Source organism: Nocardia yunnanensis (assembly GCF_003626895.1).
Lineage (GTDB): Bacteria > Actinomycetota > Actinomycetes > Mycobacteriales > Mycobacteriaceae > Nocardia > Nocardia yunnanensis.
The window spans coordinates 1,824,957-1,837,976 of sequence record NZ_CP032568.1 but is presented as its reverse complement, the minus strand read 5'-3'; the positions used below and the strand labels follow the sequence as shown (position 1 = coordinate 1,837,976).

At 68.1% G+C, this 13,020-nt stretch carries 14 protein-coding genes and 1 pseudogene; 6 read left to right on the top strand and 9 right to left on the bottom strand.

What is annotated here, in order from left to right:
- Positions 1-1,383: an L-serine ammonia-lyase gene (locus D7D52_RS08420; RefSeq protein ID WP_120735810.1), complete on the top strand. Its 1,383-nt coding sequence runs from the start codon at positions 1-3 to the stop codon at positions 1,381-1,383.
- 158 nt (positions 1,384-1,541) lie between these two features.
- Here the strand turns inward: D7D52_RS08420 and D7D52_RS08415 are convergent, their stop codons facing one another.
- The 4 genes from D7D52_RS08415 to D7D52_RS08400 form a co-directional block, all read right to left on the bottom strand.
- Positions 1,542-2,192: an urease accessory protein UreD gene (locus D7D52_RS08415; protein ID WP_120743921.1), complete on the bottom strand. Its 651-nt coding sequence runs from the start codon at positions 2,190-2,192 to the stop codon at positions 1,542-1,544.
- The gene (gene ureG, locus D7D52_RS08410) at positions 2,182-2,901 is read right to left on the bottom strand and encodes an urease accessory protein UreG (protein WP_120735809.1); all 720 of its coding nucleotides are present in this window, start codon (positions 2,899-2,901) and stop codon (positions 2,182-2,184) included. Before ureG ends, D7D52_RS08415 begins: the two co-directional genes overlap by 11 nt.
- Positions 2,902-2,967: 66 nt before the next feature.
- Positions 2,968-3,600 (bottom strand): urease accessory protein UreF, encoded by a 633-nt coding sequence (locus tag D7D52_RS08405; protein ID WP_120735808.1) that lies wholly within the window; start codon positions 3,598-3,600, stop codon positions 2,968-2,970.
- Positions 3,601-3,917: 317 nt separating this feature from the next.
- A complete protein-coding gene (locus D7D52_RS08400) occupies positions 3,918-4,427 on the bottom strand; it encodes a DUF6301 family protein (RefSeq protein WP_162958216.1) in 510 nt (169 codons plus the stop codon).
- Positions 4,428-4,507: 80 nt separating this feature from the next.
- On the opposite strand from D7D52_RS08400, the pseudogene D7D52_RS39045 reads away from it, so the two are divergent.
- A pseudogene (locus D7D52_RS39045) lies at positions 4,508-4,715 on the top strand (IS5/IS1182 family transposase); the annotation flags it as partial.
- 451 nt (positions 4,716-5,166) lie between these two features.
- Here D7D52_RS39045 and D7D52_RS08390 read toward each other — a convergent pair.
- Entirely contained in the window at positions 5,167-5,385 is a 219-nt protein-coding gene (locus tag D7D52_RS08390; protein WP_162958215.1) for a hypothetical protein, read from the bottom strand.
- Positions 5,386-5,688: 303 nt separating this feature from the next.
- On the opposite strand from D7D52_RS08390, the gene D7D52_RS08385 reads away from it, so the two are divergent.
- From D7D52_RS08385 to D7D52_RS08375, 3 genes are all read left to right on the top strand, one after another.
- Entirely contained in the window at positions 5,689-6,702 is a 1,014-nt protein-coding gene (locus D7D52_RS08385; RefSeq protein ID WP_162958214.1) for a hypothetical protein, read from the top strand.
- Positions 6,703-6,845: 143 nt separating this feature from the next.
- A complete protein-coding gene (locus D7D52_RS08380) occupies positions 6,846-7,286 on the top strand; it encodes a hypothetical protein (protein WP_162958213.1) in 441 nt (146 codons plus the stop codon).
- Between the two features lie 87 nt (positions 7,287-7,373).
- A complete protein-coding gene (locus D7D52_RS08375) occupies positions 7,374-8,126 on the top strand; it encodes an SDR family NAD(P)-dependent oxidoreductase (RefSeq protein WP_120735803.1) in 753 nt (250 codons plus the stop codon).
- A gap of 24 nt (positions 8,127-8,150) precedes the next feature.
- Here the strand turns inward: D7D52_RS08375 and D7D52_RS08370 are convergent, their stop codons facing one another.
- Together D7D52_RS08370 and D7D52_RS37640 are read right to left on the bottom strand one after the other, a co-directional pair.
- A complete protein-coding gene (locus D7D52_RS08370; protein ID WP_120735802.1) occupies positions 8,151-9,158 on the bottom strand; it encodes a PHP domain-containing protein in 1,008 nt (335 codons plus the stop codon).
- 28 nt (positions 9,159-9,186) lie between these two features.
- The gene (locus tag D7D52_RS37640) at positions 9,187-9,330 is read right to left on the bottom strand and encodes a hypothetical protein (RefSeq protein ID WP_162958212.1); all 144 of its coding nucleotides are present in this window, start codon (positions 9,328-9,330) and stop codon (positions 9,187-9,189) included.
- Positions 9,331-9,536: 206 nt separating this feature from the next.
- On the opposite strand from D7D52_RS37640, the gene D7D52_RS08365 reads away from it, so the two are divergent.
- Positions 9,537-10,514 (top strand): zinc-binding dehydrogenase, encoded by a 978-nt coding sequence (locus D7D52_RS08365; RefSeq protein WP_120735801.1) that lies wholly within the window; start codon positions 9,537-9,539, stop codon positions 10,512-10,514.
- Positions 10,515-10,607: 93 nt separating this feature from the next.
- Here the strand turns inward: D7D52_RS08365 and D7D52_RS08360 are convergent, their stop codons facing one another.
- Together D7D52_RS08360 and D7D52_RS08355 are read right to left on the bottom strand one after the other, a co-directional pair.
- On the bottom strand, positions 10,608-11,492 hold the full coding sequence (locus tag D7D52_RS08360; RefSeq protein WP_246023692.1) for an SDR family NAD(P)-dependent oxidoreductase: 885 nt from the start codon (positions 11,490-11,492) through the stop codon (positions 10,608-10,610).
- On the bottom strand, positions 11,485-12,978 hold the full coding sequence (locus tag D7D52_RS08355; protein WP_120735800.1) for an MFS transporter: 1,494 nt from the start codon (positions 12,976-12,978) through the stop codon (positions 11,485-11,487). The genes D7D52_RS08360 and D7D52_RS08355 overlap by 8 nt, the downstream gene beginning before the upstream one ends.
- Positions 12,979-13,020 lie beyond the last annotated feature (42 nt).

Genomic DNA, 13,020 nt, shown 5'->3' with positions numbered 1-13,020 from the left:
ATGGCCCTGTCGGTCTTCGACTTCTTCTCCATCGGAATCGGTCCCTCCTCCTCGCACACCGTCGGCCCGATGCGCGCGGCACAGTTCTTCGCCGGCCGCCTGAAGGAGGACGGCCTGCTGTCCCAGACCGCCGCGGTCCGCGTCGAACTGTTCGGCTCGCTCGGCGCGACCGGCCGCGGGCACGCCACCCCCGAGGCGGTCCTGCTGGGGCTCGAGGGCCACTCCCCCAATACCGTCGATCCCGATGTCGCCGATGAGGACGTGGCGCGCATCCGGCGCAGCGGGCGACTGCGGTTGCTGGGCACCGAGATCGGCGACAGCCACGAGATCACGTTCGACGAGCCCACTCAGCTCATCCTGCACATGCGCCGCGCACTGCCCTACCACGCCAATGCCATGACGCTGTTCGCCTACGACCGCGACGGCATCCCGTTGCTGGAGAAGACGTACTACTCGGTCGGCGGCGGTTTCGTGGTCGACGAGGACTCGGTGTGCGCGGATCCCGACAAGGACGACACCACGGTGCTGCCCTACCCCTTCACCACCGGGGCGCAGCTGCTGAAGTTCGCCCGCGAGACCGGGCTGTCGATCTCCTCGCTCATGATGGAGAACGAGAAGGCTTGGCGCACCGAGGAAGAGATCCGCCGCGGGCTGCTCGACATCTGGAACGTGATGCGCGAGTGCGTCTCCCGTGGGCTGTCGCGGGAGGGGATCCTGCCCGGTGGTCTGCAGGTGCGCCGCCGCGCCGCCGCCTCGGCCCGGCAGCTGCGCGCCGAGGGCGATCCGATGATGCACCGCACCGAATGGACCACCATCTACGCCATGGCCGTCAACGAGGAGAACGCGGCCGGCGGGCGGGTCGTCACCGCGCCCACCAACGGCGCGGCCGGGGTGCTGCCCGCGGTGCTGAGCCATTACGCGCATTTCGTGCCGGGCGCGGACGAGGAGGGCATCATCCGATTCCTGCTCACCGCGGGCGCGATCGGCATGCTGATCAAGGAGAACGCCTCGCTCTCGGGCGCCGAGGTCGGCTGCCAGGGCGAAGTCGGGTCGGCGTGCTCGATGGCCGCGGGCGCGTTCGCCGAGGCCATCGGCGGCACCCCCGAACAGGTCGAGAACGCCGCCGAGATCGGCATGGAACACAATCTCGGGCTGACCTGCGATCCCGTCGGCGGCCTGGTGCAGATCCCCTGCATCGAACGCAATGGCATGGCCGCGGTCAAAGCGGTCACCGCCGCACGCATGGCCATGCGCGGCGACGGCAGCCACAAGGTCTCCCTCGACGAGGTCATCAAGACCATGAAGGAGACCGGGGCCGACATGAGCGTCAAATACAAGGAGACCGCCCGAGGCGGCCTCGCCGTGAACCTCACCGAATGCTGAAAGCCCCTCAGCTCGCCGAATGCCGAAGCCGCTCAGCCCACTGCGTGCTGAAGCCGCTCAGGCCGCCGAATTCTGAAAGCGGCTCGGCCGCAAGGCTATCGTCCAGCGGGCGGGATGTGGGATTCGGGCGGCTCGGGGTGTTTGCGGGGAACGCGCGGTCAGACCGTGAGCAGTCGAGCTGTGCGGGTGTAGAGGGTGCCGCCCGCGGCCAGCGGGAGCAATGCCGCGTCCAGGCCGGTGGTTTCGGCGGTGCGGTCGTCGGGGTAGGTGAGGACGCTCTCCACCGCGCGGGGGCCGGTCAGGGAGTCGTCCGTCACGGCGTCCGCGCCCAGTTCCAGGCGGTGCCGTAGCAGCGGCGTCGGGCCGAGGTCGGCGGTGAGTTCACCGCTCCAGTTGCCGTGGTCCTCGCCGGTGCGCCCGATCTGCACCCGCTCGCGAAGCCGCAGGCGCGCACCGTCTTCCAGCCGCACGGTCGTGTAGGTCTCGTGTTCGGCGCCGCCCGCGACGACGGTGGGCTCCGGATCGAAATCCAGTTCCCCGCCCGCGGCGACCTCGAAATGCCAGTGCGCCAGCGACTTACGGGTTTCGCGGCCGGGCAGGGCGATGGTGGCCGCCACCGAGCGGACCGCCAGTCGCGCGCCCTCCCCCACGCGCACCACGATATCCAGCACGTCGCCGCCCAGCGGGGTGGCGGCCGTGCCGATCAGATGCACCGTGTCGATTCCGGTGCGCCGCGCCGCCAGGCCGCCGACCGCGTGAATGCGCGGCGACGACCCGGCGGTCGCGGTGATGCGGAGCTCAGTGCGAATGGGCACTGCCCGCCTTCGCGGCCGCGTCCTGTTCGGCGGCCAGCCGCAGCTGTTCGCGCACCCAGGTCAGCACCGGCGTCGCGGCCGGGTCCTCGGTGAGCGAGGTGAACACGAACGGCCGGCCCTCGCGCACCTTGGTCGAATCCCGGTCCATCACCGACAGATCCGCGCCGACCATCGGCGCCAGATCGGTCTTGTTGATGACCAGCAGATCCGACCAGGTGACGCCCGGTCCGCCCTTGCGCGGCACCTTGTCGCCGCCGGCCACGTCGACCACGAAGATCTGCACGTCGATCAGACCGGAGGAGAAGGTGGCGGTCAGGTTGTCGCCGCCGGATTCGACGATTATCAGATCCAGCGGCGGATTGGCCTCGATCAGGTCGTCGATGGCGTCGAGGTTGGCGGTGATGTCGTCGCGAATCGCGGTGTGCGGGCAGCCGCCGGTCTGCACCGCGGTGATCCGCTCGTCCGGCAGCACGGCGTGGCGGCGCAGGAAGTCGGCGTCCTCGGTGGTGTAGATGTCGTTGGTCAGCACCGCCAGCGACAACTCGTCCCGCAACTGCCGGCACAGGGCGGCGGTCAGCGCGGTCTTGCCCGACCCGACCGGTCCCCCGATCCCGATCCGCAAGGGCTCCCCGGGCGTGCGCTCCCGCTTGGGCCGATCGTGGCTGTGGTCGTGCGGTTCCCCGTCGATGAGGTGAGGTGGCATGTGGGCTCCTTTCACCCCCATCCTTGCCCAGCGGTGTGAACCGGGTGTTACCCACCCGGTAGCCGGCTACGACGCGAACAGCGGCAGCTCGCGATGCAGGTGGCGTTCGGCGAGCACGTCCTGCAGCGGATCCGACAGCGCGGCAAGCGATTTCGCGGCCGCGCGGGCGGTGGCGTCGCAGACGGGGGCGAGGCGGACGGTGCAGGCGGCGATGGCGGCCGGGTCGAGGGCCAGCAGGCGCTGGGCGGCGGTGGCCGCACCGGTCATGGTGGTGTAGACGGTGACGGCCGCGATGTCCTCGGGCGCGGCGTCGCAGGCGAGGGCGACCAGACCGAAGACGGTCGACAGGTGCGGGCGCGCCCCCAGCCCCGACCAATCGGCCTGCGGCCACACCTGTTTGGCCAATCGCAACAGCCCGCGCCCTTGCGCGCGGGACGCCGCCCGCGCCGACGGCGACGGGGTGCGCGCATCGGCCTCGAGTTCGGCGCGACCCGGATCCAGCGCCCCGGCCGCGACGGCCGCCGCCAGCGAGGCGGCGACCAGCCCCGAAGTCCGCACCCGCCGGCGCAGATACGACTCCACCGAGGCCACATCGCGCAACAACCCCGACGCGACCGCCTCCTCGACACCGCCGGAATGCACGTGCCCGCCGATCGGCAACCGCGAATCGGCAAGCGTGAGCAGGGTCGCCAGGCTCATCGGCCCGCCCCGAGATCGAACATGCGCCGATCCTAAGCCGCCCCGCCGGCACCGCACCGGCCCAGGTACCGATGCCTCGACAGCCGTGAGACCGGATTGCCGATGTAGATTCGTGCCGTTGCTGGCAGCCGCCGGCTCGAATCTGGTTGATTCGCAATGGTTTGGCGAGGAAGAATTCTCGCCGTGCTGGTGCCTTCTCGTGCGGCGGGCGGTGAAGAGCCACGTGCGCGAACAGACGCTTCACTCGATCACCTCCAGCAATTGCGGCCGACCGGCCGCGTGCGCGCCGGTCGTACATCATGCTCGGGATGCGAGATCTACTCCTCGGCATCGAGGGATTCGTCGTTGTCATCCGACCATTTCATGTATGCGGGGCTGACCAGGTAGATGGAGATCGACCGCTCACTGGCCGTCAACTCGACTACGACGGTGGGGAGGTCCCATCGAAGCCCACGGCTCGGTTCGATCCACCACTTGGTGGGTCGTTCCCCGACGGCGTCGAAGATTCGCTGTGCGAGCTCGTTGAACGCCTGATCCAATTCCGGCTTTTCGCTGGGATCTTCGGGTGTTACATCGGTGGCGCGGAACGTGATCTCTTGGAGCGGGCGCGAGACTTCGGGTTTGGCTCGGTTGTTGTGGAGGCTGACGGTAGCGTCGGTGCGGTTGACATCCAGATTGGTGACCAATCGGGGGAACTGTTTGTCGACGTCGGTCACCTGCCAGCCCACGCGTTCGCTGAAGGCGGGCAGGTCATCGATGGTCCAAGTCCAGTCGAATTCGTTTGCTGCGCGCACGACCTGCGCGACGCGATCAAGATCTACTCGCATTGTGGAAAATACTCTTTCTGACGGGTGCCTGGTGGAGAGACACGTGGGCGGCTACAGCTTCGCATCGCTTGCCGGTGGGGTTGCTAACCCCATACAAGAGCGGCGGCAAGCCCGAACCACAGAAGGCCGCCGACCGCGAAACTACGCCGCCCCGGCGAACGCGCCAACGCCCAGCTCGAGAGCTGGAAAGTACTGCGGAAGCTACGCTGCTGCCCGCACAAGGCCGGACAGCTCGCCAAAGCTGTTCACGCCCTTCAGGACCGCGAAATCCACGCCACCCAAGGATGAAAAAGGCTCAGTTTCCCAAAGGCCGTCTCCTAGCTCAGAGCACTCCCCCAGACTGTGCCGTGAACCTGAGAAGCCATATACTCGCCGGATCTGTAACCCATCTCGTTCCACCTCCGCGATCCACCACTTTCCGCAGCATAGCTACCGCCGATTCAAAAGCAGGGAAGACCGCGTTTGATTGCGTAAAAGTGATCCCTCTCGTTTGAGAGTCCACAAGATTCTGTCCGACCCAACTTTTCACACATCAGTTTTGCGATAGAAATGTTGCGGAAAGTTCTCCAGCACCCCAGAGTTTGTCGAGGGTTTCGAAGAACCGGTCGAAGTTCTTCTCCAAATCGTCTCGATCAGACGCATCATCCGTTTCTTCTTTTTTGGAATTCAGCAAGCATGCGTTGACCAAATTCTTCCGCAGACTTTTCGCGACCACCCCAAGTATTGCCGGAATTCAGCGTCAACTTGAAATGATCTCCCCACCGAGCGCGTGGGAGATCTGGTCGCCCCACTCGTCCGCTGCAGATGATCGGCAGCTCCCCGCAAGGTCACCCAGCCAAGCCTCGGTCCGCGCAACCTCGCCGGTCTCCTCGACCAGGTAGGCCAGCCACACGTCCAGCGCGTCGTCGAGGACCCGGAACCCGCGATGATCGATGTCGACGAACTTGGTTCGGCTCACCCCTATCCTCCCTGCACGTTCCGCCGAGCGCAGCTTCGGCACGACAGTGTGGTCACCGTCCCAGCGCCTCCGACCGTCCCGAACCGCGCGCGACACGGCAAGACCGGATACAGCAACGGTTCGAAAGCCTCGAAGTTCGGTGGCCGATGGCCGACACGGTCGTCGGGTGTCTACCGGTCGGCGGGGAAGGCACACTCGCCGGAATCATATGTGAGGCTGCTGAGTCCAACGTTCGAGACAGGCATTAGCCTGGGCGCGCCAGGGTTTCCACACGCCTGGCTTCACCGGAGTGTTGGAGGGGCCGTGTTCTACCGTCGTCGGATCGGCAGGACCATGGCGTCCATCGCCACCCTGTTCTTCGTCGCCGGCATCGCCGTGGGCTGTGACAGCGACACCGATTCCCCGGCGGCGGTACCACCGATCGGAGACGTGACGACCTTGGATCCTTGCGGATTCATCACACCGACCACCTTCACCGATCTGAAGACCGTCGGTGCCGCGATCACAATCGAACCGGCCGACTTCGTCAGATGCAACCTGAACCTGCCCCTCATCGGCCAGGACCAGGGACGCATCGCTGTCTGGACGATCCTCGGCCCCCACACCGCCGACCTGGCCTCATCGGATGCGGTGTCAACCGACCGTGGACCGATACACATCACGAAGGGCACATCCGAGAACGGAGCCTGGTGCGACGCGACCGTTCGTCTGGCGGATGGCGCGGGAGTTCTGTTGCACGCGAGCGCCGACCAAAATGGGCGGAAACTGACCGATGTCGATCCATGCCCGGCTCGCGATCGCGCGGTCGACGCCATCGTCGCGACCATGAAGAGCGGGGCGTACAAGCGCATCGCCTATCCGAGCGACTCGCTACACGGATACGACCTGTGCGGCTCGATATCCCTGTCGGAGGTCGAGACCGCAGTGAACCTGACCGACCTCACCGACAAATCCACACCCGCCCAACAGAATTGTCAGTGGCGCGGCAGTGACGGCTCGGACACACCTCCCGGAGCGATGGTTTCGGTCATGATCAGCGACCCGAACCTGTTCATGGGTAAGCGCTCCACCATCAACGGATTCCCGTCGCGAGTGTGGGACATCAGCCAGACGAGCGGCTCCGGCCGATGCGTGATCACCACGACGACCAAGCGCTGGGACACCTGGCCAGGCCAGTATCGTTCGAATTCTGGCGGGACAATCAGTGAACTGCTCTACACCCAGGTCATCCTCCCTACCCAGTCTGAATCCGGGCAGGCATGCCGAGCCGCGACGTCGGTCGCGACCCAGGCGCTGTCCCATCGGTCCCCGAACTAGTGCCTCGTCCGGAAAGGTTGGACCGCGATCAGCCGCGGGTTAGCGATCGGATCGCTGGAGCTCCGGTGACCGGGTAGCTGGAATTGTGCGGGGGTTCAACGTTTTCGGGTCGTGAGGGGCGGGGGCTGGCTACGCTCGTAGGGGTGAGGTACGCAGCGTTGGCGACACTCGTCTGCACCGCGATCTCGGGTGCGTGGATTCTCAGCGCTTGGTTGACGCGTAGTGAAGTGCGCCGGGCGCGGGTGCGCCACGGCCGGCACCGCCGGCTGCCACCCGCGCTCGTCTTCGGGCATGTCGCACTCGCACTGACCACGGCGGCCGCCTGGACCACGTTCGTGGTGGTGGGCGGCCAGGGCCTCGCCACCACCGCGGTGGCGTTGCTGGCGACCACCGCGATCCTCGGCGTCACCATGTTCATTCGCTGGATTCCGACCTACCGGTCGCTGACCGCGGCGGGCGGGCCGGGTGCGGCGCATCGGGCGCCGCACGAGCGCAATCTGCCGCTGCGCGTGGTTCTCACCCACGGCTGTTTCGCCCTGCTCACCGCCACCCTGGCCTCGATCGTCCTGCTCACCGAGCGCTGACCGGCCACGCGCCGGGCGCGATGCGGTTACCGTGAACCCGGCTGAAACTGGAACGCGTTTCAGCACGCGCATGGATGGGAGACAGGTATGGCTGGCGACGAGGCCGGGCGGTTCGGTGGACGGGTGGCCGTGGTGACCGGGGCGTCCTCCGGGCTGGGGCGCGCGGTGGTGGACGCGCTGCGCGCGGGCGGCGCGCAGGTGTTCGGGGTGGGGCGGGACAAGGCCCGCTTGAGCGAGGCCCTCGACGGACCCGAAACCGGTTGGCTGGCCGCCGATCTCACCGACCCGAATGCCTCCGGCGAGGTGGTGCGGGCCTGTCTGGAACGCTTCGGCGGCATCGATATCCTGGTGAACGCGGCGGGCGCGCACACCATGCGCCACACCGCCGACGTCACCGACGCCGACTGGCAGCACGAACTGGCCGTCAATCTGAGCGCGCCGTTCTATCTCTCGCGCGCCGCACTGCCGTCGCTGCTGGAGCGCACCGGATGCATCGTGAACGTCTCCTCGATCGCGGGCCTGGAGGGGCAGGCGTATTCGGCCGGATACTGCGCGGCCAAACACGGTCTGATCGGGCTCACCCGGGCCATGGCACTGGAATTCGACGGCCGCGGCATCCGGATCAACGCGGTGTGCCCCGGCGGCATGACCACCCCGATGGTGCAGAACTTCACCTTCCCCGAGGACCCGGACTACACGCTGATCATGAAGATCGCGGCCGCGCGCGGGCTCATGGAACCGGCGCAGGTCGCCGCTGTCATCGCCTTCCTGTGCTCCGACGACGCCTCGGCGGTGCACGGCGCGATCTACACCGTCGACAACGGCAAGATGGCACTCTGACCCCGAGCCGGAATCTGTTGCGGCTCAGGAGGTTCCGGCCCAGGCCAGCAGCTTGTCCACCGGCCAGGTATTGACGATGCGCTCGGCGGGCACGCCGTTGTCCAGGGCGCGCTGCGCCCCGTAGCCGAGGAATTCGAGCTGGCCGGGGGCATGCGCGTCGGTGTCGATGGCGAAGTCGCAGCCGATGTCGAGCGCCAGTTTCAGCAGCCGGGTGGGCGGATCACGGCGCTCCGGACGGGAATTGATCTCGACGGCGGTGCCGTGGTCACGGCAGGCGGTGAACACCGCTTCGGCGTCGAACCGCGATTCGGGACGGGTGCCGCGGCTGCCCCGGACCAGCCGGCCGGTGCAGTGGCCGAGCATATCGGCGCGACCGTCGGACACCGCGCGCACCATGCGCCGGGTCATGGCGGCGGCATCCATGGCGAGTTTGGAATGCACGCTGGCGACCACGATGTCGAGCCGGTCCAGCAACTCCGGTTCCTGATCGAGGGACCCGTCGTCGAGGATGTCGACCTCGATGCCGGTGAGAATGCGCAGCGGCGCGAAGCGATCCCGCAGCTCGTCGATCACGTCGAGCTGCTGCCGCAGCCGATCGGGTGAGAGCCCGTTGGCGATGGTCAGCCGCGGCGAATGGTCGGTGAGCGCGCAATATTCGTGGCCGAGCGCCGCGGCGGCCGCCATCATCTCCGGAATCGGGGCCACCCCGTCCGACCAGTTGGAATGCACGTGCAGGTCACCGCGCAACGCCGCCCGCAGGTCACCGCCGCCCAGATCCTCGGCGGCCGCGCGCAACGCCACCAGCGCGTCGGGTTCGCGGCCCGCCCACGCCTGCGCGATCACCGCGGCGGTCTTGGGCCCGATGCCCGGCAGCGACTGCCAATCGCCCGACCGGCCCAGCTGCTCGCGCTGGGCGTCGTCGAGGCGTTCGAGGATGTCGGCGGCATTGCGGTAGGCCATCACCCGGCGGGTGTCCTCGCGGGCCCGGTCCTTGTAGTACGCGATCTGGCGCAGAGCGGCGACAGGATCCATCCCTCCAGTCTGCACTCCGCACGCCCGGCTATTCCACGGCCTTGCCCACAAGCAGCAGGGTCGCGATCACCCCCAGGATGACGATCACGCCGTAGTGCCCGATCCCGCGCGAATAGTCGAAGGTCGACGCCCCGACGACGCCCGCGACCAGAAGAAAAAGTAACCGCTTCACCACAGTCTCCCACCAGCTCACTCACACCGTAGAAGATCGTATTCGCCTGCGCCACAGCAGAATCGGTCAGTGGCGGCAGAGCGGTTCGGGGTGGGCAGCGCAGTGGCGACAAGACGGCCGCGGCCGTGGCTCCGGATACGACTTGACCTGAACCATTATTGAGGTTGCAGGCTGGGTGCAGATCGACGACGAGATGAGGAGTTAGCGTGCGCGCCATTCGACTTCACCGGTTCGGGCCGGCCGAGAATCTGCGGTTCGAGACCCTGCCGGACCCCGAGCCGAGCGCGGGCCAGGTGCGCATCGCGGTGCGGGCGGCCGGGGTCCACCTGCTCGACACCTCGCTGCGGCAGGGCGTGCAGGCCGGCCCCCAGCCATTGCCGGAGCTGCCCACGGTGCCCGGACGCGAGATCGCGGGGATCGTCGACCGGGTGGGCACCGGGGTGGACGAGAGTTGGCTGGGGCGGCGGGTGGTCGCGCACATCGGGCAGGTGCCCGGCGGGTATGCCGAACTGGTCGTGACCGAAGCCGAACGGCTGCACGCGATTCCGGACGGACTCGACGACGGTGCGGCCGTCGCCATGATCGGCACCGGGCGCACCGCGCTGGGAATTCTGGGGTTCGCCGAGGTCGGGCCGGAGACGGTCGCGGTGGTGACCTCCGCGGCCGGCGGGATCGGCACCCTGCTGGTGCAGTATCTGGTCGCCGCGGGCGCGACGGTGATCGGGCTCGCGGGCGGGCAGGCCAAGGCCGACCAGGTGTACGAGAACGGCGCGGATCTGGCCCTGGACTACCGGGATCCGGCGTGGCCGCAGGCGGTTCGGGCACGCTACGGGGACCGGCCCGCCACCCTGCTGTTCGACGGGGTCGGCGGACAGGTCGCGACGGACGCGGTCGAGCTGCTCGGCAAGGGCGGGGTGCGGCTGGTGTTCGGATGGTCCGGCGGGCAGGTCGAACTCGACGACCGAGCGTTGGCCGAGCAGGGAGTGACCTCGCAGGTGGTGCTCGGTCCGCCCATGCTGGCCCGGGCGGGCGGGTTGCGCGCCTTGGAGACTCGGGCGCTGGCGGAGGCGGCCGCCGGTCGGCTGCGTCCGGCGGTGCACAGCTTCCCGCTGGCGGAGGCGGCGCGGGCGCATCGGGAGCTCGAGGAGCGCCGGACCACCGGCAAAGTGGTGCTGATCCCGTGAGGAAAATTAGTGGTGCTGACCCCGTGACGAAATCTGGTGCTGATCCCGTGAGGAAAGGCACAGGTCTGCCGAGCGAGCGGAACCGAATCGCGGTCAGCGACGGCCCAATCCGCGCTCCATGAACCGTTGCGCGGCGCCACGCCGCAGATCCGCGAACGCCTGCACCGGACCGGTCCACCACGGGGAGATCTCGAGGGGCCGCGCCACCACCGCGTGACAGATGAGATCGGCGGCCTCGTCGGCGGTGAGCCCGGGGACGCCGGAGAAATCGGTGGGCGCGCTCATGCGCGTGTGCACCAGTGGCATGTACACCGAGGTCGTCGTGACCCCGTCCGCGGCGATCTCCGTCGCCACGGTGCGCAGCCAGATATCGAACGCGCCCTTGGACGCACCATAAGCCGACCAGCGCGGCGCGGGCGGCATCCGCAGCCCCCAGGTGGAGATGTTGACGATATGCCCGCTGCCGCGTTCGCGCATGCCCGGCAGCAAAGTCAGCAGCAGCCGCACCGGCCCGAGATAGTTGACGTCCATGGTGCGGGTGAAATCGTGGAAACGATCGTAGGATTCGTCGATCGGCCGGCGAATCGAATGCCCGGCGTTGTTGACTACCACATCCACCCGCCCGTGCTCGGCCAGCAACCCCTGCCCGAGTTCGGCGACGGCATCGAAATCGGTGATGTCCGAGGCGTATACGTGCGCGACCCCGCCCGCCGCGCGGATCTCCTCCGCGACTGCGTCCAGGTCCTCCCGCGAGCGCGCCACCAGCAGCATGGTCGCCCCCGCCGCGCCCAGCTTCTTCGCCGCGGCTTTCCCGATGCCGTGCGAGGCCCCGGTCACCAGTATGACGGCGCCGGAAACGGCCTCGTGCAAGGCTTTCTCGCGTGGACGCGAGGTCGGATAGAAGATCCGGGTCGCCACGCGTTCCGCCAGGGGACGGCCATTGGCTCCGCTGTCGTTGGAAGCGTCCTGCTCAGCCACGCTTCCGAGCGTAACCGGATCTCGACGCCGAAGTGCGGCCGCTGAAGAACGCGACGGCGGCCATGCCGGCCAGCAGGACCGCGCCGGTGGTGGTCGCGACATGCATACCGGTGACGAAGGATTCGCGGGCCGAGCGCACCAGTTCGGCATTGCCGCCGGAGTCGGTCAGCGTCTCGCCCAGGGTCGGCGCGAAGTCGCCGCCGCTGCGGAAGACCAAGGCCGCCAGCGATCCCAGCAGTGACAGCCCCAGACCGTTGCCCAGTTCGAAGCTGGTCTCGGAGATGCCGACCGCCGACCCGGCTCGCTCGGCCGGCACCGACGACACCGCCACCTCCGACACCAGCGTGAACGCGATGCCGAAACCGACGCCCGCCACCACCGAACCGGCGATGTACCAGCCGATTCCGCCGTCCACCCCGACCCCGAGCAGCATCAGGTTGCCCAGCGCCGCCATGCTCAGCGCGAACACGAAGGTGGCCTTGGTGCCCAGTTTCCGGCCGATGCGCGCGCCGCTCATGGAGAACACGAACACCACCACGGCCCCGGGAATCCCCAGCAGCGCCGACGCCAGCGCGTCGCGTCCGGTCACCGACTGCAGATACATGCTGGTCAGGTAGCTCATGCCGGCCAGCGCCAGCATGCCGACCGTGCTCGAGCCGATGGCCACCGAGAACAGCCCGCGCCGGAACAGGCTCAGATCCAGCAGCGGTTCGGTCAGCTGCGTCTGCCGGCGCACGAAAGCGATCAGCAGCAGCACGCCGACGATTCCGATGCCGATCGACGGCAGGTCGAATCCCTCGGTGGCGCAATGCTTGACGGCGTACACGATGGGCAGGATGCCGCCGATGGACAGCAGCACGCTCACCCAGTCCAGCGGTCCGCGCCCGGCCGCGCGGTGCTCCGGCAGCAGCAGCGGCCCGAAGACCAGCAGCACCAGCAGCACCGGGGTATTGATCAGGAACACCGAACCCCACCAGTAGTGGTGCAGCAGCACGCCGCCGATGATCGGCCCGACCGCGGACCCGCCCGCGAAGAACGCCGTCCACACGCCGATGGCGGTGGCGCGGGCCCGATCGTCGGGGAACAGTGTCGAGATCAGCGCCAGGCTCGACGGCAGCAGTGTCGCCCCGCCGACGCCCATCAGGGCGCGCGCCGCGATCAGCACGCCCGCGCTGGGCGCGAACGCCGCCAGCACCGAGGCGATGCCGAATACGGTGGCCCCGGCCAGCAGAATGTTGCGGCGTCCGATGCGGTCGCCGAGATTGCCCATGGTGATGAGCAGGCCCGCGATCATGAACCCGTAGATGTCGAGGATCCAAAGCTGCTGTGTGGCTGAGGGATCCAGGCTCTGGGTCAGGGTCGGCATGGCCAGATACAGCACCGACATGTCCATCGACACCAGCAGGACCGGCAGCAGCAGCACGGCCAGTCCGGCCCAGGCGCGGCGCGGTGTCTTCGCGTCGGGACGCGCGAGGGTACTCGTCATGACCTATCCTTCGGCTGATTCGAGGCTGAGTGTGGCTCTTGG

Excerpts from the sequence above, each read along its gene's own strand:
- D7D52_RS08375 (WP_120735803.1), top strand. The coding sequence starts at position 7,374 with ATGGCTGGCGACGAGGCCGGGCGGTTCGGTGGACGGGTGGCCGTGGTG.
- D7D52_RS08355 (WP_120735800.1), bottom strand. The coding sequence starts at position 12,978 with ATGACGAGTACCCTCGCGCGTCCCGACGCGAAGACACCGCGCCGCGCC.
- D7D52_RS08370 (WP_120735802.1), bottom strand. The coding sequence starts at position 9,158 with ATGGATCCTGTCGCCGCTCTGCGCCAGATCGCGTACTACAAGGACCGG.
- D7D52_RS08405 (WP_120735808.1), bottom strand. The coding sequence starts at position 3,600 with ATGAGCCTGGCGACCCTGCTCACGCTTGCCGATTCGCGGTTGCCGATC.
- D7D52_RS08400 (WP_162958216.1), bottom strand. The coding sequence starts at position 4,427 with ATGCGAGTAGATCTTGATCGCGTCGCGCAGGTCGTGCGCGCAGCAAAC.
- D7D52_RS08420 (WP_120735810.1), top strand. The coding sequence starts at position 1 with ATGGCCCTGTCGGTCTTCGACTTCTTCTCCATCGGAATCGGTCCCTCC.
- ureG (WP_120735809.1), bottom strand. The coding sequence starts at position 2,901 with ATGCCACCTCACCTCATCGACGGGGAACCGCACGACCACAGCCACGAT.